18 protein-coding genes are annotated in these 19,722 nt (G+C 73.0%); 10 read left to right on the top strand and 8 right to left on the bottom strand.

Annotated features, from left to right (window positions below; all coding sequences use genetic code 11):
• Nucleotides 1-9: 9 nt before the first annotated feature.
• Complete coding sequence (gene xylA / locus IF20_RS27550) at nucleotides 10-1,173, bottom strand: xylose isomerase (RefSeq protein ID WP_052868064.1); 1,164 nt, start codon at nucleotides 1,171-1,173, stop codon at nucleotides 10-12.
• Between the two features lie 116 nt (nucleotides 1,174-1,289).
• On the opposite strand from xylA, the gene xylB reads away from it, so the two are divergent.
• A complete protein-coding gene (gene xylB, locus IF20_RS27545; RefSeq protein ID WP_052868063.1) occupies nucleotides 1,290-2,768 on the top strand; it encodes a xylulokinase in 1,479 nt (492 codons plus the stop codon).
• A 58-nt stretch (nucleotides 2,769-2,826) separates the two neighbouring features.
• Here the strand turns inward: xylB and IF20_RS27540 are convergent, their stop codons facing one another.
• Nucleotides 2,827-3,561, bottom strand: coding sequence for a Mut7-C RNAse domain-containing protein (locus tag IF20_RS27540; protein WP_052868226.1), 735 nt, complete (start codon nucleotides 3,559-3,561; stop codon nucleotides 2,827-2,829).
• Nucleotides 3,562-3,883: 322 nt separating this feature from the next.
• On the opposite strand from IF20_RS27540, the gene IF20_RS27535 reads away from it, so the two are divergent.
• Nucleotides 3,884-5,434 carry a long-chain-fatty-acid--CoA ligase gene (locus IF20_RS27535; protein WP_052868062.1) on the top strand — a complete coding sequence of 517 codons (1,551 nt, stop codon included), beginning with the start codon at nucleotides 3,884-3,886 and terminating at the stop codon, nucleotides 5,432-5,434.
• Nucleotides 5,435-5,440: 6 nt separating this feature from the next.
• Here IF20_RS27535 and IF20_RS27530 read toward each other — a convergent pair whose 3' ends face one another.
• Nucleotides 5,441-6,250, bottom strand: a complete 810-nt coding sequence (locus tag IF20_RS27530) for an enoyl-CoA hydratase/isomerase family protein (RefSeq protein WP_052868061.1) — start codon at nucleotides 6,248-6,250, stop codon at nucleotides 5,441-5,443.
• A gap of 225 nt (nucleotides 6,251-6,475) precedes the next feature.
• On the opposite strand from IF20_RS27530, the gene IF20_RS27525 reads away from it, so the two are divergent.
• The 4 genes from IF20_RS27525 to IF20_RS27510 all read left to right on the top strand — a co-directional run bounded on the left by IF20_RS27525 (nucleotide 6,476) and on the right by IF20_RS27510 (nucleotide 9,120).
• The gene (locus IF20_RS27525; RefSeq protein WP_052868060.1) at nucleotides 6,476-6,850 is read left to right on the top strand and encodes a hypothetical protein; all 375 of its coding nucleotides are present in this window, start codon (nucleotides 6,476-6,478) and stop codon (nucleotides 6,848-6,850) included.
• A gap of 64 nt (nucleotides 6,851-6,914) precedes the next feature.
• Nucleotides 6,915-7,412 carry a winged helix-turn-helix transcriptional regulator gene (locus tag IF20_RS27520; protein ID WP_052868059.1) on the top strand — a complete coding sequence of 166 codons (498 nt, stop codon included), beginning with the start codon at nucleotides 6,915-6,917 and terminating at the stop codon, nucleotides 7,410-7,412.
• A 107-nt stretch (nucleotides 7,413-7,519) separates the two neighbouring features.
• Nucleotides 7,520-8,056, top strand: coding sequence for an SRPBCC family protein (locus IF20_RS27515; protein WP_052868058.1), 537 nt, complete (start codon nucleotides 7,520-7,522; stop codon nucleotides 8,054-8,056).
• Nucleotides 8,056-9,120 carry an LLM class flavin-dependent oxidoreductase gene (locus tag IF20_RS27510; RefSeq protein ID WP_052868057.1) on the top strand — a complete coding sequence of 355 codons (1,065 nt, stop codon included), beginning with the start codon at nucleotides 8,056-8,058 and terminating at the stop codon, nucleotides 9,118-9,120. The genes IF20_RS27515 and IF20_RS27510 overlap by 1 nt, the downstream gene beginning before the upstream one ends.
• Here IF20_RS27510 and IF20_RS27505 read toward each other — a convergent pair.
• On the bottom strand, nucleotides 9,117-9,707 hold the full coding sequence (locus IF20_RS27505) for a hypothetical protein (RefSeq protein WP_110944606.1): 591 nt from the start codon (nucleotides 9,705-9,707) through the stop codon (nucleotides 9,117-9,119). The two genes, IF20_RS27510 and IF20_RS27505, sit on opposite strands and share 4 nt — an antisense overlap.
• Before the next feature lie 10 nt (nucleotides 9,708-9,717).
• Nucleotides 9,718-10,242 carry a DinB family protein gene (locus tag IF20_RS27500; RefSeq protein ID WP_052868055.1) on the bottom strand — a complete coding sequence of 175 codons (525 nt, stop codon included), beginning with the start codon at nucleotides 10,240-10,242 and terminating at the stop codon, nucleotides 9,718-9,720.
• Nucleotides 10,243-10,409: 167 nt separating this feature from the next.
• Between IF20_RS27500 and IF20_RS27495 the strand changes: the two genes are divergently transcribed.
• Complete coding sequence (locus tag IF20_RS27495) at nucleotides 10,410-11,867, top strand: FG-GAP and VCBS repeat-containing protein (RefSeq protein WP_052868054.1); 1,458 nt, start codon at nucleotides 10,410-10,412, stop codon at nucleotides 11,865-11,867.
• A gap of 104 nt (nucleotides 11,868-11,971) precedes the next feature.
• On the opposite strand, the gene IF20_RS27490 is transcribed toward IF20_RS27495, so the two are convergent.
• Nucleotides 11,972-13,429 (bottom strand): amino acid permease, encoded by a 1,458-nt coding sequence (locus IF20_RS27490; RefSeq protein WP_110944605.1) that lies wholly within the window; start codon nucleotides 13,427-13,429, stop codon nucleotides 11,972-11,974.
• 183 nt (nucleotides 13,430-13,612) lie between these two features.
• Nucleotides 13,613-15,154 (bottom strand): UxaA family hydrolase, encoded by a 1,542-nt coding sequence (locus IF20_RS27485; protein ID WP_052868052.1) that lies wholly within the window; start codon nucleotides 15,152-15,154, stop codon nucleotides 13,613-13,615.
• A 268-nt stretch (nucleotides 15,155-15,422) separates the two neighbouring features.
• Between IF20_RS27485 and IF20_RS27480 the strand changes: the two genes are divergently transcribed.
• Nucleotides 15,423-16,343: a dihydrodipicolinate synthase family protein gene (locus IF20_RS27480; RefSeq protein ID WP_052868051.1), complete on the top strand. Its 921-nt coding sequence runs from the start codon at nucleotides 15,423-15,425 to the stop codon at nucleotides 16,341-16,343.
• A gap of 155 nt (nucleotides 16,344-16,498) precedes the next feature.
• On the opposite strand, the gene IF20_RS27475 is transcribed toward IF20_RS27480, so the two are convergent.
• Nucleotides 16,499-17,374, bottom strand: a complete 876-nt coding sequence (locus IF20_RS27475) for an MEDS domain-containing protein (RefSeq protein ID WP_199896769.1) — start codon at nucleotides 17,372-17,374, stop codon at nucleotides 16,499-16,501.
• Between the two features lie 465 nt (nucleotides 17,375-17,839).
• Between IF20_RS27475 and IF20_RS27470 the strand changes: the two genes are divergently transcribed.
• A complete protein-coding gene (locus IF20_RS27470) occupies nucleotides 17,840-18,352 on the top strand; it encodes an HAD domain-containing protein (protein ID WP_052868225.1) in 513 nt (170 codons plus the stop codon).
• A 350-nt stretch (nucleotides 18,353-18,702) separates the two neighbouring features.
• Nucleotides 18,703-19,227 carry a hypothetical protein gene (locus tag IF20_RS27465; protein ID WP_052868049.1) on the top strand — a complete coding sequence of 175 codons (525 nt, stop codon included), beginning with the start codon at nucleotides 18,703-18,705 and terminating at the stop codon, nucleotides 19,225-19,227.
• Nucleotides 19,228-19,722 lie beyond the last annotated feature (495 nt).

Genomic DNA, 19,722 nt, shown 5'->3' with positions numbered 1-19,722 from the left:
GACGGTGCGTCAGCGGACCGCGAGCAGGTGCTCCATCGCGAGCTGGTCGAGGCGCTCGAAGGCCATCGAGCGGCCGGCCGCCGCCGCCACGTCGAACTCCTCGAAGGCGCTGCGGTCGGCACGCAGCGCGGCGAGGCCGTCGGCGGCGGTGGGCTGCGCCAGCTCGTCCAGGCGGGAGTCGCGCAGCGCCTGCTGGACCTCGGGGTCGGCGCGGAAGGCGGCGGCGCGCTCGCGCAGGATGAGGTAGTTGCGCATGCAGTTCTTCGCGGACTCCCACACGCCGTCGTAGCCGTCGGTGCGCACCGGCTTGAAGTCGAAGTGGCGCGGGCCCGCGTACCCGGCGGTCTCCAACAGGTCCACCAGCCAGAACGCCTGCCGCAGGTCGCCGGCGCCGAAGCGCAGGTCCTGGTCGTACTTGATGCCGTTCTGGCCGTTGAGGTCGAGGTGGAAGAGCTTGCCCGCCCACAGGGCCTGCGCGATGCCGTGCGGGAAGTTCAGCCCGGCCATCTGCTCGTGGCCGACCTCCGGGTTCACGCCGAACAGCTCGGGCTTCTCCAGCCGCTCGATGAAGGCCAGCGCGTGCCCGACGGTGGGCAGCAGGATGTCGCCGCGCGGCTCGTTGGGCTTCGGCTCGATGGCGAAGCGCAGCCCGTAGCCCTGCTCGGTGACGTACTCCGCCAGCAGGTCGAAGGCCTCCTTCATGCGGTCCAGGGCGCACCGCACGTCCTTCGCGCCGCCGGACTCCGCGCCCTCCCGGCCGCCCCACGCCACGTACGTCTCGGCGCCCAGCTCGGCCGCGAGGTCGATGTTGCGCATGGTCTTGCGGAGCGCGTAGCGGCGGACGTCGCGGTCGTTGGCGGTGAAGCCGCCGTCCTTGAAGACCGGCTGGGTGAACAGGTTGGTGGTCGCCATCGGCACCTTCATGCCGGTGGCCTCCAGCGCGGCGCGGAACCGCTTGACGATCGCGTCGCGCTCGGCGTCCGGCGTGCCGAAGGGGATCAGGTCGTCGTCGTGGAAGGTGACGCCGTACGCGCCCAGCTCCGCCAGCCGCTCGACGGACTCCACCGGGTCCAGGGCCGCGCGGGTGGCCACGCCGAAGGGGTCGATGCCGGTCCAGCCGACGGTCCACAGGCCGAACGTGAATCGGTCCTCGGGGGTGGGGGTGAAGCTCATGGGGCACCTCTCTTGCGTCGCACCTATTAGTAAAGGCAGGAAACAAATTAGTATGCGACGCAGTCACGGGGAAGCCCCCGCGGCGGGCCGACCGGGAAATCCGTCAAGGAGGAAACGTGCGCGGACAGCAGCGCGTGGTCATCGGTGTGGACAGCTCGACGCAGGCCACCAAGGCCGTCGTCGTCGACGTCGAGACCGGCCGTATCCAGGGGCAGGGGCGCGCCCCGCACACCGTCACCGGCGCGGACGGCGCCCGGGAGAGCGACCCGGAAGCGTGGTGGAGCGCGCTCGGCGAGGCCGTCGCCGCCGGGCTGAAGGACGCGGGCGCCGACCCCTCGGCCGTCACCGGCATCGCGGTCGCGGGGCAGCAGCACGGACTCGTCGTCCTGGACGCGGCCGGCCGCCCCGTGCGCCCCGCGCTGCTGTGGAACGACACCCGCTCGGCGCCGCAGGCCGCCGCCCTCACCGAGGCGCTCGGCGGCCCCGGCGCCTGGCTCGCCCGCACCGGCTCCGAGCCGGTCGCCTCCATGACCGCCACCAAATGGCAGTGGCTGCGGGAGCACGAGCCGGCCGCCGCCGACGCCGCTGCCGCCGTCCGGCTGCCGCACGACTTCCTCACCGAACGCCTTGCCGGTACGGCCGTGACCGACCCCGGCGACGCCTCGGGCACCCTCTGGTACGCCACCACGACCGGCGGCTACGACCCCGAACTCCTCGACCTCGTCGGCATGGACGCGAACCTGCTGCCCGAGGTCGCGCCGACCGGCGCGGCCCGCGTCGGGACGCTGACCCCGGCCGCCGCCGAAGCGCTGGGCCTGCCCGCCGGGACCGTCGTGGCCGCGGGCACCGGGGACAACATGGCCGCCGCCGTCGGCCTCGGCCTGGGCGGCGCCGGCCTGCTCGACCACCCCGTGGTCAGCCTCGGCACCTCCGGCACCGTCTTCGCCGCCAGCCGCACCCGGCCCGCCGCGCCCGGCATCGCCGGCTTCGCCGCCGCCGACGGCGGCTACCTCCCGCTCGGCTGCACCCTGAACTGCACGCTCGCCGTCGACCGGATCGCGGCGCTGCTCGGCCTGGACCGCGCGGACGCCGAGCCGGGCGGCGCGGCCGTCCTCCTCCCGTACCTCGACGGCGAGCGCACCCCCGACCTGCCGCACGCCTCCGGGCTCCTCACCGGCATCCGCCACGACACCACCCCGCGGCAGCTGCTCGGCGCGGCCTACGAAGGCGCCGCCTTCACCGTGCTGCGCGCCCTGGACGAACTGCTGCGCGCCTGCGGCCTGGACCCCGCGGCGCCCGAAGTACGGGACCGCCCGCTGCGGCTGACCGGCGGCGGCGCGCAGGGCCGGTTCTGGCGGGACACCGTACGGCGGCTCTCCGGACGCCCGCTCGTCGTGCCGCACCACACCGAACTGGTCGCGCTCGGCGCCGCGGCACTGGCCGCCGGCGCGGTGACCGGCGACGACCCGGTGGCCGTCGCGGCCGCCTGGGGCGCGGGCGAGGGCGAAGCGCTACCGCCGCTGCCGCGCGATCAGGAGGCCTGGGACCGGATCGGGAGCGTGCTGGACCGGGCGGCACCGACACTGCTGAGCTGAGCCGGGCGGGGACGCGGGCCCGCGGCCGGACCCGGGTGGCGGCCCGCGGGCGCTCCCGTCAGGCCACCGCGTCCCCGAACTCCCGTACCGCCTCGTCCACGATGGTCTGGAGCTTGGCGTGGTGGGCCCCGCGCCAGTACACCCGGTCGCAGGCGGTGCACTGCGCGAACACGTCGTACGTGCGCCGCGTGCCGTGCTCCAGCCGCTCGCGCACCGACTCCTTGTCCGCGTCCGTCAGCTCGCCGTTGCACGCGGTGCAGCGCGTCCAGGGGGCCAGCCGGGGCGCGAACCGCCCCAGTACGTCCGGGAGTTGCTCGTCCGGCCGGTCGCTGTAGACGAACGCGCCGGCCCACAGCTCCCGGCGGCGCAGCAGGCCGCGGTCCCGGGAGAGCAGGACCCGGCGCTGCGCCGCGGAGCGGCTGGCCAGCTCGGGATCACCGATGTCCTCGCTCTCGTACGCCGCGTCCACGCCCAGCAGCCGCAACCGGCGCGCGAGCGTGCCGAGATGGACGTCGAGCAGGAAGCGCAGCGGCGCGCCGGGCACCTGCTGCGGCCGGCGGACGGCCAGCACCTCGACGCGCTCCTTCTCCCGCGGCACGTGCGAGACCGGCCGCTCGCGGCCGTCGACGAGCACCGCGCCGACCTCCGTGAGCGGCACACCGAGCGATTCGACGAGGTGGCCGAGCGTGGACGACCCGTCGGTGCGGAGGGCGGTGGGGCCGCCGCGGCGGGCGGGGGCGGCGAGAGCGTGCAGCTCAGGGGCGAAGTCGATGGTGATCTCCGGACCGTTCACCCCCACAGCATGCCATCATCGCGCGGCCCCGGACCGGGGATTTTCCGCCGTGCCGACGACGACGGTCCGCAAAGCCGCTCCGGTGCTGCGGTCGCGGCTGAGCAGTGGCCGGCGCGGGCGGGCCGCGGGGCACCTCTACGGCTGTGCGGCAGGCGGGGCCGGCCGGCGGCGGACCTGCACGGTGCGTGTCCGGACGGTCGCGGAACACCCCTTTTCAGCGGCGTTACGGCGGAGTAGGGTGCGAAAAACTTGCACCGCTAGTTTATGGATCAGCGGTGCCGTCGTACACAGCGTCGTACACGGCGAACAGGAGCATCCGCACATGACCACCCTGTCCCTGGCCACGATCCTCGCCGAGGCCGCCCGCCGCCGCCCCGACCACCTCGCGCTCGTCGAGGGCGAGCGGCGGCTCACGTTCGCGGAGCTGTGGCAGCAGGCCAGGACGCAGGCCGCGGCGCTCGGCGCACTGGGCGTACGGCCCGGCGACAAGGTGGCCCTGATGGCGCCGAACACCGCCGAATTCCCGCGCGCCTACTACGCGATCCTCGCCGCGGGCGCGGTCGTGGTCCCCGTGCACCTGCTGCTCTCCGCGGGCGAGGTGGCGCACGTGCTCCGCGACAGCGGCGCGAAGCTGCTGCTCTGCCACGCCGGCCAGGCGGCGACCGGCGGCGAGGCCGCGGCCGCCACGGACGCGCGGATGGTCACCATCGGCCCCGAGATCCGAGTGCCCGGCGCCGACGGCCGCCTGGAGGACCTGGCGGAGACCGTGGAGCCGCTGCCCACCTACGTCACCCGCGAGGCCGAGGACCCGGCCGTGGTCTTCTACACCAGCGGCACGACCGGCGTCCCCAAGGGTGCCGTCCTCACCCACCTCAGCCTGGTCATGAACGCCACCACCAACGCCTTCGACTCCCATGAGGTGCAGCAGGACGACATCACTCTCGGGGCGCTGCCGCTGTACCACACCTTCGGGCAGACGGCGAGCATGAACTCCTCCTGGCGGCGCGGGGCCACGCTCGTCCTCCAGCCGCGCTTCGACGCCGCGGCGGCCCTGGAGCTGATGGTGCGCGAGGGCGTCAACACCTTCCAGGGCGTGCCGACGATGTACGTACGGCTCCTGGAGGCCGCGGGCGAGGCGGCCGAACTGCCCCGGCTGCGGCGGTGCGTCTCGGGCGGCGCCTCGCTCCCGGTGCCGGTGCTGGAGAAGTTCACCGAGGTCTTCGACACCGAGGTGTACGAGGGGTACGGGCTTTCCGAGACCTCGCCGACCGCGGCCGTGAACCAGCCGGTCTTCGGCACCCGCGCGGGCACCGTCGGCCACGCGATCTGGGGTGTGGACGTGGAGATCGCCGCGCCCGAACCGGCCGACCGCATCGAGCTGCTGCCCGCCGGCGAGCCGGGCGAGGTCGTCGTCCGCGGCCACAACGTCTTCGCCGGCTACCTCGGGCGGCCCGAGGAGACCGAGGCGGCGCTGGTCGACGGCTGGTTCCGCACCGGGGACCTCGGTACGAAGGACGACGACGGGTTCCTGCGCATCGTCGACCGCAAGAAGGACCTGATCATCCGCGGTGGGTTCAACGTCTACCCGCGCGAGGTGGAGGAGGCGCTGCTGCGCCACCCGGGCATCGCGGAGGCCGCGGTGATCGGGCTGCCGCACCCGACCCACGGCGAAGAGGTCTGCGCTGTCGTCATCCGGGACGAGCACGCGGCTGCGGCGCCCACCGCCGAGGAGATCATCGACTGGTCCCGGGAGCGGCTGGCGAAGTACAAGTACCCGCGCCGCGTCGAGTTCGTCGACGCCTACCCGCTCGGCCCCAGCCACAAGGTCCTCAAGCGCGAACTGCGCGCCCGTTTCGCGGACGGGGCCGCGTAGCGGCCGTCAGCGGTGGCCGCTGAAGTCGGGCGCGCGGCGCTCGCGGAAGGCCGCGACGCCCTCCACCGGGTCCGGGCCGGTGAGGTCCAGCGCCGCCGCGAGCCACTCCTGGTCCAGATAGTCGCGCAGCGAGGGCGAGTTGCCGGCCGCGGTCAGCATCCGCTTGGTGAGCATCAGGGCGTCGGGCGCCCCGGCGGCCAGCCGGACCGCCAGCTCCAGCGCCTCCTTGAGCGCGCTGCCGTCCGGCACCACCCGGTTGACCAGCCCCAGCGCCTCCGCCCTGGCGGCCGGCAGCCGTTCGCCCAGCATCGTCAGCTCCGCGGCGCGCCGGGTGCCGACCGCCTGGGCCAGGAACCACGCGCAGCCGCCGTCCGGTACGAGGCCGCGCTCCACGAACGGCGAGGCGAAGAAGGCACTTTCGCCGGCCACGGTCATGTCGCAGGCCAGCGCGTAGGACCAGCCGATGCCGACCGCCGCGCCCTCCACCGCCGCGAGCACCGGTTTGGGCAGCCGGTGCAGCCGGTCGACCGTGCCCTGCAGCAGCCCCAGCCGCTTGGCCGGGCCCGCGACGCCGCGGCCCGGCATGCGGGGCGCCTTGAGGTCGGCGCCCGCGCAGAAGTGACCGCCGGTGCCGGTCAGGACGACGGCCCGCACCTCGTCGTCCGCGGCCTCGTGCACCGCGTCGTCCAGGCCGCGGATCGCGCCGTTGCCCAGCGCGTTGCGGCGGGCCGGACCGTCCAGGACGATCTGCAGCACGCCCGGTGCGGGAGTGGTGGTGTGCACCTGGGTCTCGGGCGTCCCGCTCACGTCGTTCACTCGGCTCCTCCGGCTCCTCGGCCGGCTCCTCCGGCTCCTCGGCGCGTCACCACGCTAGAGCGCGCTGATCAGCGACGTCCACCCTTGCGACAGAGAAAGGTGCATTCGGCAGGTACCGCTTGGTATGCGTCGGTCGCGTGTCCGGCCGGGCTTCCGGCGTCCGTACCGTGACAATGGCCGGAGGCGCGGACGGTGGCGGACGGCGGCGGAGAGCGAGGCGGGGACATGCGGGTGGGGTTGCTACGAGCGGTGGGCGCGGCGACGGCCCTGTACGGCGTGGCCGTGACAGCCGTGCCCGACCTGCTCGCCCGCCCTTCGGGGCTGGCGGACGCGGACGGCCGGGTGGCGGAGGCGACCCGGGTCTCCCTGCGGCCGCTCGCCTGGCGCGACGCGGCGAGCGGCGCCGCGCTGGCGCTGGCTCCCGAGGGACCGGCGCTGCGGACGGCCGCCCTGGTCCGGATCGCCGCCGACTTCGGGGACGCCGTCCTGCTCGGCGGCACGCTCCCGGACCGGTCGACCCGCCGCAAGGCCGTCGCCGTCTCCGTGGGCTGGGGCGCCCTCTCCGTCGTCGGCCTCCTCGCGCGCGGCAGGCGGGCGTAGCGGCCTCCTGCCTCCTGGGTCTCGTCAAAAGACCTGGCGTCGAGCCTTCCGTATCCTGGCGGTCATGAGGCGCACTTCCTTTGCCCACTGGCCCTGCTCGATCGCCCGCACGATGGACCTGCTGGGCGACTGGTGGACGCCGCTGGTGCTGCGCGAGGCGTTCTACGGTATCCAGCGGTTCGACGCGTTCCAGGAGGCGCTGGGCATCGCCCGCAACACCCTGACGGACCGGCTGCGCCGGCTGGTGACGGAAGGGCTGCTGGAGAAGCGGCCGTACCAGACCGAGCCGGTGCGCTACGACTACGTCCTCACCGAGAAGGGCCGCGACTTCTTCACCGTGCTGCTGGCCATGAACCGCTGGGGCGACCGCTGGCTGGCCGGTGAGCAGGGGCCGCCGGTCGTCTTCCGGCACGACGCGTGCGGGCACGAGAGCCGCCCCGAGGTGGTCTGCGCCGACTGCGGCGAGCCGATGACGGCGGCGAACACCCACGCCCGGATGGGCCCCGGCTACCCGACCGAACTGGCCGAACGCCCGGACGTACGGGAGCGGTTCGCCCGCTGAGCCGCTTACTCCGCGCGGGCGGCGGTAACCCTTGACAGGTAAGTCCATCTACGAAACTTTGGAGGTCAGAGCCCTGCCAGGGGCGGTACTGAGGAGGCTTGCCAGGCATGGAGTGGACGGGCGCACGGTACGTGGACGGGCCGACGGTCGAGGTGGACACCTGGATCGGAGCGCCGCCGGAGCGGGTCTGGGACCTGGTGTCCGACATCGAGCTGATGCCCGAGCTGAGCGGCGAACTGCAGGCCGCACGGTGGCTGGACGGCGTGACCGGCCCGGCCCTCGGCGCCCGCTTCACCGGCAGCAGCGCGCACGAGGCGCTCGGGGAGTGGCGGACCACCTCCTACGTCGTGGAGTGCGCCCCGCCGCGCGCCTTCGCCTGGGCCGTCGAGGACCCCGAACACCCCGCGGCGACCTGGCGGTTCACCCTCGCCCCCGAGGGCGGCGGCACCCGGCTGCGGCAGTGGGTCCGGCTGGGCCCCGGCCGGTCCGGTCTCTCACAGGCCATCGAGCGGATGCCGGAGAAGGAGCAGAAGATCGTCCACGTACGGCTGCGGGAGTTCGAACGGAACATCACCGCCACCCTCGGCGCGCTCAAGGAACGGGCCGAGGGCGCGGGCGCCGCTGCCGGGACGGCGGGCGCCTGATGCGTACCGCCACCACCATCGAGGCGTCCGGCGCCCCCTGGCCGGAACTGGTCCAGTACGTCACCGAGGCCGAGCGGCTGGGCCTGGACATCTGCTGGGTGGCCGAGGCCTGGGGCGCCGAGGCGCCGTCCGCGCTGGGCTACCTCGCCGCGCGCACCGACCGCATCCTGCTCGGCTCGGGCGTCATCCAGCTCGCCACCCGCACCCCGGTGGCCATCGCCCGCGCCGCGCTCACCCTCTCGCAGCTCTCCGAGGGCCGCTTCCTGCTCGGCCTCGGGCCGTCCGGGCCACAGGTGATCGAGGGGCTGCACGGCGTGCCGTTCGCCCGGCCGCTGACCCGGATGCGGGAGACCGTCGAGATCGTGCGGCAGGCGGTGGCCGGCGAGAAGATCGACTACTCGGGACGGGAGTTCACCGTCCCGCTGCCGGGCGGCGAGGGCCGGCCGATGCGCCTGTCGCTGCGCGCCGAACACGACATCCCGATCCACCTCGCCACCCTCTCGCCGAAGACGCTCCGGCTGACCGGCGAGATCGCCGACGGCTGGCTCGGCACCTCCTTCGTGCCCGAGGGGGCGAAGGAGGCGTACTTCGACCACCTGGACGCGGGGTTGGCCGCCGCCGGCCGGACGCGCGCGGACCTGGACGTCTGCCAGGGCGCCGAGGTGGCGTTCGCGGAGGACGAGGACGCGCTGCGCGCCATGGTGGCCGGGCGGAAGAAGGAACTGGCCTTCAGCCTGGGCGGCATGGGCTCGACGCACACCAACTTCTACAACGCCGCCTACAGCCGCCAGGGCTGGGCCGAGGCCGCGGCCGCGGTACGGGAGCGCTGGCAGGCCGGCGACCGGGACGGCGCGGCCGGGCTGGTCACCGACGCGATGGTGCTCGCCACCACGCTCATCGGCACCGAGGACATGGTCCGGGAGCGGCTGCGGATCTGGCAGGCAGCGGGCGTGGACACCGTACGCCTCTACCCCGCGGGCGACACCCCGGCCGCCCGCCTCGCCACCCTGGGGCGCGCGGTGGACCTGGTACGTCAGGTCACGGCGGAGCGGGCGGCGGCCTAGCGCGTCCAGCGGCTCGTGGCGGCGTCCCAGCGCCACAGCACCGTGACCCCGTCCTGCGCGCCCATCACGTGCCACGCGTTCCCGATCCACTGGATGCAGGGGATGGGCTCGGCCGCGAGCGGCGGCGGCGGAGCGAGCCCCACGACGTCGAGCTGCGGCAGTGCCTCGGCCGGGATGTCCACCGGGATCAGCACGTGCCAGCCCTGCTCGGTGCGCAGGCCGAGGGGCCGGGGCGACTCGGCCTGCGGGACCTCCGCGCGCCGCCCCGACTCGCGGCGCAGGAACCGGCGTACCGCGGCCCGGGTGCCGTCGTCGATCGCCCCCGCCAGCTTGGTGCCGAAGTGCGCGGCGACCGCCTGGAGGAAGGGCGTCACGGCCATGGTCACCGCGGCGGTGGTGACCAGGTCCGCCATGCCGCTGCCGGGCTGCGGGTACCCGTACGACTGCCCGGGCGGCTGTGGATACCCGTACCCCTGCCCGGGTGGCTGTGAATACCCGTATCCCTGCGCGGGCGGGTAGCCGTGTCCGTGCCCCTCGGGCGGGGGCGCGCCCTGCCACGCCTCCTGTTGCTCTTCCGGCTCCCCCATGACGCCTCCCTCAGGGGCCCACCGTGCCATCGATGGCCTCGCGGAGGAAGTCCGCGTGGCCGTTGTGGCGGGCGTACTCCAGGATGACGTGGAGCATGACGAGGCGGAGCGAGACGTCCTCGCCCCATCGCGCGGCGTGGGCGGTGACGTCGAGCGAGGGCGCCGCCGCCTCGATGCGGCGGGCGTGCGCGACCTCCGCCTGCCAGGCCGCGAACGCCTCCTCGCGGGTGGCGGTGCGCGCGTCGTACGCGACCTGGTAGTCCCCCTCGTCCGACCAGACGAGGGGGACGTCCTCGGCGTCGATCACCCGGCGGAACCAGGAGCGCTCGACCTCGGCCATGTGCCGTACGAGGCCGAGCAGGCTGAGCGTGGACGGCGGGCTGGAGCGGTGGCGCAGCTCCTCGTCGGTCAGGCCCTCGCACTTCATCGCGAGCGTGGCGCGGTGGAAGTCGAGGAAGGCGCGCAGCGTCTCCCGCTCGCCGCCGCGCGGGGGCGGTCCGATCCGTTCGACACCGCCGGCACTTTCGGTGGTCACCGATGCTCCTCCCTCGTGTTCCCCTCGTGCTTCCCCCGTGCCGCGCCCGTGCCGCGGCCTCGGCGGGAGGCTACCGCGTGGCCACCGGAGCCTCCCCCTATCCGTACAACCCTTCAGGCTCGCCGTGGGTCATCTCGAAGTTCGTATGTACGTACCGGAGAGGAACCATGTCCCAGCCCCCTCGCAAGCGCTCCCGGCGTCCCGTCGCCCTGGGCGCCACCGTCGTCGCTGCCGCCCTGGCCGGCGGCCTGCTCATCGCCCTGCCCGGCAGCGCGAGTGCCGCCGCGTCGGGCCTCGCCGACGACTTCAACGGCGACGGCTACCGCGATCTGGCGACCGCCGCCCCGGGCGCGGTCGCGAACGGGAAGGCCAAGGCGGGTGCCGTGGTCGTCAACTACGGCTCGTCGAGCGGGATCGGTGCCGCGCGCCACAAGACCACGACGCAGAGTTCCGCCGGCGTGCCGGGCGCCTCGGAGGCCTCCGACCGCTTCGGCACCGAACTCGCGCACGGCGACCTCAACGACGACGGCTACGGCGATCTCGTCGTGGGCACACCGCTGGAGGACGTCGGCGGCGATGCCGACGGCGGTTCGGTCACCATCCTGTGGGGCGGCGCCTCCGGCCTGTCGGGCGGCACGACGGTCAGCGATCCGAACCCCTCGGGCCACGACCGGTTCGGCCAGTCCCTCGCGGTCGGCGACTTCACCGGTGACGGGAAGGCCGATCTGGCGGTCGGTTCCACCGGCAAGGACGTGTGGATCTTCAAGGGCGGCTTCAGCAAGTCCGGCGGCGCGGCCGGGAAGCTGCGCTTCGACGCGCAGATCGAGTCCGGCGGGTACCCCAAGGGCGCCGTTCACCTGGCCGCCGGGGACTTCGACGGCGACGGCGCCGACGACGTGGTGGTGGGGTCCGCCGCGGGCAACTTCGTCTACCGCGGCGCCCCGACCGGGCCCACCTTCCAGACCGAGGCGGGCCCGGGCTACGCGGGCGCGCTCACCGTGGCCGACTTCGACCGCGACGGGCACGACGACCTGGTCGTCGGCACCGACTTCCTCGACCTCTTCGACCGGCCGGCCGAGGGCGGCTACGCCACCGTGTTCTACGGCGGCGCGGCGGGCGTCGACACCACGCGCAGCGCCGTCTTCAGCCAGGCGACCGCGGGTGTGCCGGGAGCGGACGAGTCCGACGACATGTTCGGTGGCACACTCGCCGCGGGCGACGTCAACGGTGACGGCTACCCGGACCTCGCCGTCGGCGCGGTCTTCGAGTCCATCGGCTCCGCGTCCCACGTCGGCAACGTCTGGGTGCTGCGCGGTGGCGCCGCCGGTCTGACGGGGGCCGGCGCCCAGTCCTTCCACCAGGGCACCCCGGGTGTCCCGGGCGCCAACGAGTCGTCGGACATGTTCGGCACCGCGGTCCACCTCGCCGACCACGACAAGGACGGCCGCGCCGACCTGTCGGTGGGCGCGGGCGGCGAGAACAGTGACGACGGCGCGGTGTGGGTCCTGCGCGGCTCCGCCGGAGGCACCACGGCCACCGGCGCCGTGAGCTTCGGTGCGTCGTCCGTCGGCATCGGGAAGTCGGGGGAGGACCCCATGTTCGGGGACGCCATGTCGGGCTCCTGAGCCGGCGGACGGGTAACCGGAAGGGGCGGCACCGGAGGATTCCGGTGCCGCCCCTTCCTCGTGCCGGCTCACGGCCGGCGGTGTGCCCGTGGCACACCAAGCCGTCAGCCCGCTTCGGTCTCCGCCGCCGGGGTTGCCGGCTGCTTCCCCAGCACGCTGTGGCGTCGCCCGTAGCCGAAGTACAGCGCCAGGCCGACCGCCAGCCAGACCAGGAAGCCGATCCAGGTGAAGACCTGGAGGTTGAGCATCAGGTACAGGCAGCACAGGAGCGAGACCAGCGGGATGACCGGCACCCAGGGCGTACGGAAGGCCCGCGGCAGGTCGGGCGCTGTCCGCCGGAGGATGAGCACGCTCGCGGAGACCGCGCCGAAGGCGAAGAGCGTGCCGATGTTGACCATCTCGGCGAGCAGGTCGAACTTCAGGAACGCGGCCAGGCACGCCATGAGGGCGCCCAGCACCCACAGGTTGATCTTCGGGGTGCCGTGCTTCGGGTCGACCTTGCACAGCGCCTTCGGCAGCAGCCCGTCGCGGGCCATCGCGAAGACCACCCGGCTCTGGGAGCGGAAGCAGATCAGGCTCACGGCGGTCAGGCCGACCACCGCGCCCACGCTGATGACGGTGGCGAAGCCCGGGTGCCCCTTGGCCGTGAAGGCATCGGCGAGCGGCGCCTGCACCGACAGCTCCGAGTAGTGCTGCATGCCGGTGACCACCAGGCACACCGCGACGTAGAGCACGGTGACGATGACCAGCGAGGCGATGATGCCGATCGGCAGGTCGCGCTGCGGCTTGCGGGTCTCCTCGGCGGTGGTGGCGACCATGTCGAAGCCGATGTACGCGAAGAAGACCAGCGCGGCGGCGCTGAGGATGCCGGACACGCCGAACGCGGTCGGGGTGATGCCCGTCAGCACCTGCAGCAGCGGGGCCTGGAGCCCGGAGACCTTGCCGGTCGGCTGCGCGTCGGGGATGAAGGGGTGGTAGTTCGCGGTGTCGATGAGGAACGCGCCCGCGACGATCACCAGCAGCACGATGGCCAGCTTGACCGCGACGAGCACGTTCGTGACGCCCTTGGACAGCTTGCCGCCGGCGATGAGCACACCGGTCAGCACGAGGATGAGCAGTGCGGCCGGCAGGTTCATGACGGAGCCGTCGCCGCCGCTCACGGCGGCCGGCAGGTGCAGGCCGATGCCGTGCAGCATCGAATTCAGATAGCCGGACCAGCCGACCGCGACCACCGAGGTCGCCAGCATCAGCTCCAGGCTCAGGGCCCAGCCGATGATCCAGGCGGGCAGCTCGCCGAGCGAGGTGTAGGAGTAGGAGTACGCGGACCCGGCGACCGGCACCGAGGACGCGAATTCCGCGTAACACAGCGCCGCGCAGCCGCAGACCGCGGCGGCGACGACGAAGGAGAGCGCGACGGCCGGGCCCGCCATGTTCCGGGCCACCGTGCCGGTCAGTACGAAGATTCCGGTGCCGAGAATGACACCTACCCCGAGGACGGTGAGATCCAGCGCGGAAAGATCACGGCGCAGGCGCTGTTCGCCTTCTCCGCGAGCCTCCTTCATTGCGCGTTCGAGGGGCTTTTTTCGTAGCAGACTCACGGTGTTTTTCCGAACTCTCAGGGTTACCCGGGAACAGAGGGTGGTGTCCCCGACCAGGGAGTGTCGGACAGTCGCGCAGCTCACCGCAACGCGACGCCCCGGTGTCTCACATGGTGATACGTATTTTCCGTGCCCGTATGTGTCCGGTCACATCACCGTACCGATGTGCCACGGCACGAATTCTTCCTCGCCGTATTCCATCGATTCGCTCTTCGTCGGCTCTCCCGAGGCGACCGCGAGGACGCGTTCGAAAATGGCCCGCCCCGTTTCCTCGACGGTACCGGTGCCGTCAATGATGCCGCCGGCGTTGATGTCCATGTCTTCGGCCATGTGCGCGAAGAGCGGGGTATTCGTGGCGATTTTCAGGCTCGGTACGGGCGCGCAGCCGAAAGCCGAGCCGCGCCCCGTGGTGAAACAGACCACCTGGGCGCCGCCGGCGACGATGCCGGTCACCGAGACCGGGTCGTAGCCGGGGGTGTCCATGAAGACGAAGCCCTTGGCGGTGACCGGCGCGGCGTAGTCGACGACGTCGGTGAGCGCGGTGGTGCCGCCCTTGGCGACGGCGCCGAGCGATTTCTCCAGGATGGTGGTGAGGCCGCCGACCTTGTTGCCGGGGGAGGGGTTGTTGTCCATCGAGCCGCCGTTCTTCGCGGTGTACTCGCGCCACCACGCGATCCGCTCCAGCAGCTTCTCGCCGACCTCCCGGGTGACCGCGCGGCGCACGAGCAGCTGCTCCGTGCCGTAGATCTCCGGGGTCTCGCCGACCACCCCGGTGCCGCCGTGCCGGACCAGCCGGTCCACGGCGTTGCCGAGCGCCGGATTGGCGGTGATGCCGGAGGCGGAGTCGGAGCCGCCGCAGTTCGTGCCGAGGATCAGCGCGCTCGCCGGCACGGTCGTCCGGCGGGCGCGGTCGGCTTCGGGCAGCATGTCGGTCAGCCGCTCGACGCCGGCCGCCACGGTCTTCCGCGTGCCGCCCAGCTCCTGGATGGTGCTCGCGAAGACCGGCAGGTCGGCGCGGAGCGGCAGCCCGTCGGTCAGCGTCTTGACCTGGTTGTCCTCACAGCCCAGCCCGAGGAGCAGGAAGCCGGCGAAATTCGGGTGCGTCAGGTAGCCGCGCATCACGCGCCGCAGTACCTCGATGCCCTCGCCGTCCGCCGCCAGCCCGCAGCCCTGGCCGTGGGTGAGCGCCACCACGCCGTCGATGTGGTGGTAGTCGTCCAGGATGCCGGAGTGCCGCAGCCGTGCCGCGATCTGCTTGGCGGCGGTGGCCGAGCAGTTGACGCTGGTGAGGATCCCCAGGTAGTTGCGGGTACCGACCGTGCCGTCGGCGCGTACGTACCCCTGGAAGGTGGCCCGCTCGGACTCCGGCAGCAGCTCCGTGGGCCGGGCGTCCACCGAGAACTCGCAGTCCCGCTCGAACTCCCGGTACTCCAGATTGTGCAGGTGGACATGGTCGCCGGGCTCGATGTCCACGGCTGCGAAGCCGATGATCTGGCCGTACCGCAGGACCGGCGCGCCCCGGCGGACGGCGCGCAGCGCGACCTTGTGGCCGCGGGGGACGTCGGCCCGGAGCGGTACGGCCCGGCCGTCCGCGTCGACCGGGGTGCCCGCCGGCAGGTCGGTGACCGCGGTCGCGACATCGTCCTGCGGCTGGAGGCGGAGGGTGCGGGCGGTGGCGGGCGGGACCATGAGCACCTCGATACGGGGACGGAGCGGGCGACCGGACTGTCGGGTGTTCGAGATATCGGTCAGCGGTTGATATCCGGAGCACGCTAGGACCGGGGGCGAGGGGGTGTCAACGATGCCTCCCCGCTCGCTCCGCGGGCGGGCGCACCCTGATGTGCCCTCAAAAGCGGCCCGCTCCCCGCTCATTGACGCCGCTCAGAGGGCGGCTTTACGCTCCCGCTCAACAGGTCGGACAGCGTTCGAAATATCGAACGTAAGCAGAGAGGCTCCCATGCTGACGACGCCCCTGAGCGGTGTGATCCCGGTCGTCCCGACGATCTTCGACGACGACGAGGAGCTGGACCTCGCCGGCCTGGCCCGGGTCGTCGACTACCTCATCGACGGTGGCGCCGACGCGCTGTGCCTCCTCGCCAACTACTCCGAGCAGTTCTCGCTGACCGACGAGGAGCGCGACCAGGTCTGCCGTACCGTCCTCGAACACACCGCGGGACGCGTCCCGACGGTCGTGACCACCAGCCACTACAGCGCCCGCATCGCCGCCCGCCGCAGCAAGGAGGCGCAGGCCATGGGCGCCGACATGGTCATGCTGATGCCGCCGTTCTTCGGCGCCACGATGGCCGTCCCCGAGGCGGCACTGACCGACTACTTCACCACCGTTGCCGCCGCCACCGACCTGCCGCTCATGGTCCAGGACGCCCCGATGTCCACCACCCCGCTCCCCGTCGGCCTCCTCGTCCACCTGATCAAGGAGGTGCCGCAGCTGCGGTACGCCAAGATCGAGACGCCCGGCGCCGCCGACAAGCTCCGTACCCTCATCGCCGCCGTCGGCGACCAGCTGGAGGGCCCGTTCGACGGCGAGGAGGCGGTCACCCTCATACCGGACCTGGACGCCGGCGCGGTCGGCACCATGTCCAGCTCGACGGTGCCCGACCGGCTCGGCCGGATCGTGCGCCGCTACCACGCGGGCGACCGGCAGGGCGCGGTCGAGGACTGGGAGGCGCTGCTGCCGCTGATCCACTACGAGAACCGGCAGTGCGGGCTGCGCGCGCAGAAGATCCTGCTCGCGGAGGGCGGCGTCATCGGCTCGGACCGCACCCGCGCCCCGTTCGGCCCGGTGCCGCCCGAGACCCGCGAAGGCCTCCTCGAACTGGCCCGCCGCCACGACCCGCTGGTACTGCGCTGGGCGCGCTGACGCCCGCCGCGGCAGGAGAACGACCGGGAGCCACTGCCCATGCCGGCGGGCGTCGGCCACGGGGGGGGGAGGCGTCGGCGATGGGGGGAGGCGTCGGCCACCGGGGGAGGGGACGGCCACTGGGGAAGAGACGGACACGGGGGGAGGCGGCGGCGTCAGGAGTCCCGGTCCTCGACCAGGACGATGTGGCGGAGGTAGTGGCAGCCGAGCCGGACGAGCAGGCCGGCCTGATGGCGGTCCAAGCGCACCTCGATCCGGTCGTGGCGCGCGTCGGTCGCGAGGTTCAGCAGATCGGAGGCGCAGCCCACGCTGAGGAAGTGCAGCCGGGACAGGTCCACGACCAGGCCGCCGCCGGGTGCCACGCGCGTGAACGCCTCGCGCAGCGCGGCCAGCCAGTCGACCCGGGTGGCCAGGTCGGCCTCGCCGATGAGCCGGACGCGCCCCGCCGTGTGCAGCGCCCGCAGCATGCCGGGCGCTTCGAGCAGGTTCTGCGGGTGGGCCGCGCGCACGGCAGCGAGCACGGCCGGCTCGAACGCGCCGGTGTCGTACGCGCAGACCTCGCTGTACGGGCGGGCGGTGAACAGGTGCGCCGCGTTCGCCTCACCGGCCACCACCTCCTCCACGTCCGCGCCGAGGTCGCTGACCCAGTGCATGTCGAGGTAGGTGCGCAGTCCGGAGTAGCGATTCGCCAGGGCCTGCTCGGTCTCCTCCCGGATGCGCTGCCACTGACGGGCCGCGGTGAAGCGGGGAGCGGGGTGGAGCAGCCTGCGCATGCTGGAGAACTCCAACTGCCCTCGCTCGCACGCGAAGTCCAGCGGGGCCCCGTACTCCTCCAGATGTGCGCGGACCTCGTGCTCGCCGGTCTGCGGCGGGGGACAGACGAGCACCCGCTCACCGCGCTCCAGGCCCCGCCAGACGAAGGCGGCCACCAGGTCCCACGCCGGCCGCGCCGCGTACCGGCAGAACGCATGGTCCCCCGAGCGCATCCGTTGGACAGGCAACGTGCCGCGGCGTCGCTGCTCCCCGGCCATCACCCGTCGCCTCCCGTCGCGCCGCCGTCCGGAGCGCACCCACGTCACTGCCGCAGCAGAACATAGGCGAACCGGCCCGTGCCGCAGCCCGCCCGACCGGCAACTGCACGAGTGTGTCGCACAACCGACCGGCTGAGCCCACATCCGACCGATCCGATGCCGTATACCCACCGATGCTGTCGGCGCCATGCTGTCGGCGCCTTCCCGAGGCGCGGCCGCCGCCCGCTACCGCCATCCCGCGGCTGCCTTCCCGAGGCCGCCGTCGTCCCCGCGATCGCCGTCGTCCCCGCGATCGCCGTCGTCCCCGCGATCGCCGTCGTCCCCGCGATCGCCGTCGTCCCCGCGGCGGCCGAACGGTCCGGCCGAACGGTCGGGCCGAACGTTCCGCCCCCTGCGGCCGATCCGGTGGCGGCGGACACCGGAGGAAGGGACCATCGGTGGGTGACGGATTCGCGACCGCTGCTCATGCTCGACGTCGACGGCCCGCTCAACCCCTGGCTCGCGCCGGAGGCGCGCCTCGCCGGTTACGCCGTGCACCGGATGCGGCCGCCGGGCTGGGAGCCGCCGCACGATCCGCTGCTCGTCCGGCTCAACCCCGCGCACGGCCCGGCGCTCCTCGCCCTCGGTTGCGAACTGGTGTGGGCCACGACGTGGAAGGACGCCGCCAACGCCTGGATCGCGCCGGTCCTCGGCCTGCCCGCGCTGCCCTACCTCGACTGGCCCGACGGTCACCACGTGGACCCCACCGGCGTGCACTGGAAGACCCGGCACCTGGTGCGCTGTGTGGCAGGCCGCCCCTTCATCTGGGTGGACGACGAGATCGGCCCGACGGACCGCCGCTGGGTGGCCCGCCACCACACCGGGCCCGCGCTGCTGTACCGGGTCGACCCGGCGGTCGGCCTGCGCCCGGACGACTTCGACACCCTCGCCGCCTGGGCCGCGCGCCCCACCCCGGGCCCGGCAGCTGACAAGCCCTGACCACCTCGCCCGCTACGGCAGGAGGGCCAGCCACCTTGTCCGCTACGGGACGAAGGCTGACCACCGTGCCCGCGACGGGACGAGGGCCGGCCACCCGGCGTCGCGCGGACCCGGGCCGGGCGGATCGCCGCGCCGGATCGCCGCGCCGTAGAGCGGACGTCAACCCTCCGCTGTCCGCCGGACGCAGGACCGCGCACGGGCCCATTGACCGGCGGAGCGCCGACCCATACGTTCGAGCCTCGGCGCGCGGTGCGACACGTGTGCCACCGACCGGCCGACGACGCACGTGCGCAGCGCCCTCCCCCTCTGTCCCGCGCCCCCGAGTGGCGCGCCGTCCGAAGGAGGCCCAGGTGTCCGTCACCATCTGCTCCCTGCTGTGGGACGCGAACCGGCACGGCGCCGGTACCCAGAAGATCTCGTACGGCAGCGACGGCTACCACCTCGTCCGGTTCCCGTACGGCGAGACGGACGAGAACTACGACCCGTGGCGCATGCACGACCCGGCCAACGGCGGCGGCTCCGCCTCGACCTTCCCCGACGCCCGCTCCGGGCTGATCTGGCCCAGCCACGACGGCTGGGGCGTCCTGTCCGCGATGGTCTTCTGGGCCGCCGACGCCCGCCCCAACGAGTACCGCGCCCGCTTCGTCCGCGACCCGCTCGGCACCGGCAGCGGATACGACTCCACGGCCACCACGGACACCTGGAAGACCGGCGGCGGCCAGTACAAGACCTACATGTGGCAGATCTTCGTCCACCCCGGCACCCCGCTCGGCCTCAAGATCTCCGCCCGCGGAACCGGCGACACCAAGGTGCCGGTCCCCATCACCCACGCCCAGTTCAAGCTGGCCATCCACACGGACGTGAAGCGGCCCTGAAAGTAGGGCTGACCTGGCCTGATGTCCAGTGGCTGGCGGAACCGAAGGCGCCGACTCGATAGTTCGGTATCCGTCGGGCCAAGGTGGATGTGGGCGCATCGCAGCGGCCGGGGCGGGGTCACTCGTCTTCAGGTGTGTGGTCTTCTGCGGTCAGCTTCAGTCGACCTCATGCTGACCTCTTGCCGACTTTCCTGACAGGGCGTCACCCAAGAGAGCGTGCTGAAGGAAGGGGGAGGCGTAGTCCTTCGATTGCGTCTTCCTTGCACGATAGCCATAGCTAATCTGGGCTCAGAGGTCTCCGGCGCCCGACTGCGCCATGGATGCTGGCCAGGTGTAGGGGTGGGCAGTGGTCGATGTCTAGAAGCTCTATGACCTGCGAAGATGTGAGTGACGCGCTTAGAACTCCTAACGAAATGATCTTCGAGGTGGTTGGATCGCTCCGGGACTGATGATCTGGGGGCGTGGGGTGGCTCGGCCGAAGCCGTGGGAAGTCGA

Origin of the sequence: Streptomyces niger (assembly GCF_000718305.1) — a bacterium.
Classification (GTDB): Bacteria; Actinomycetota; Actinomycetes; order Streptomycetales; family Streptomycetaceae; genus Streptomyces; species Streptomyces niger.
The sequence above is the reverse complement of the archived record's forward strand: the minus strand, read 5'-3'. Positions and strand labels throughout refer to the sequence as shown.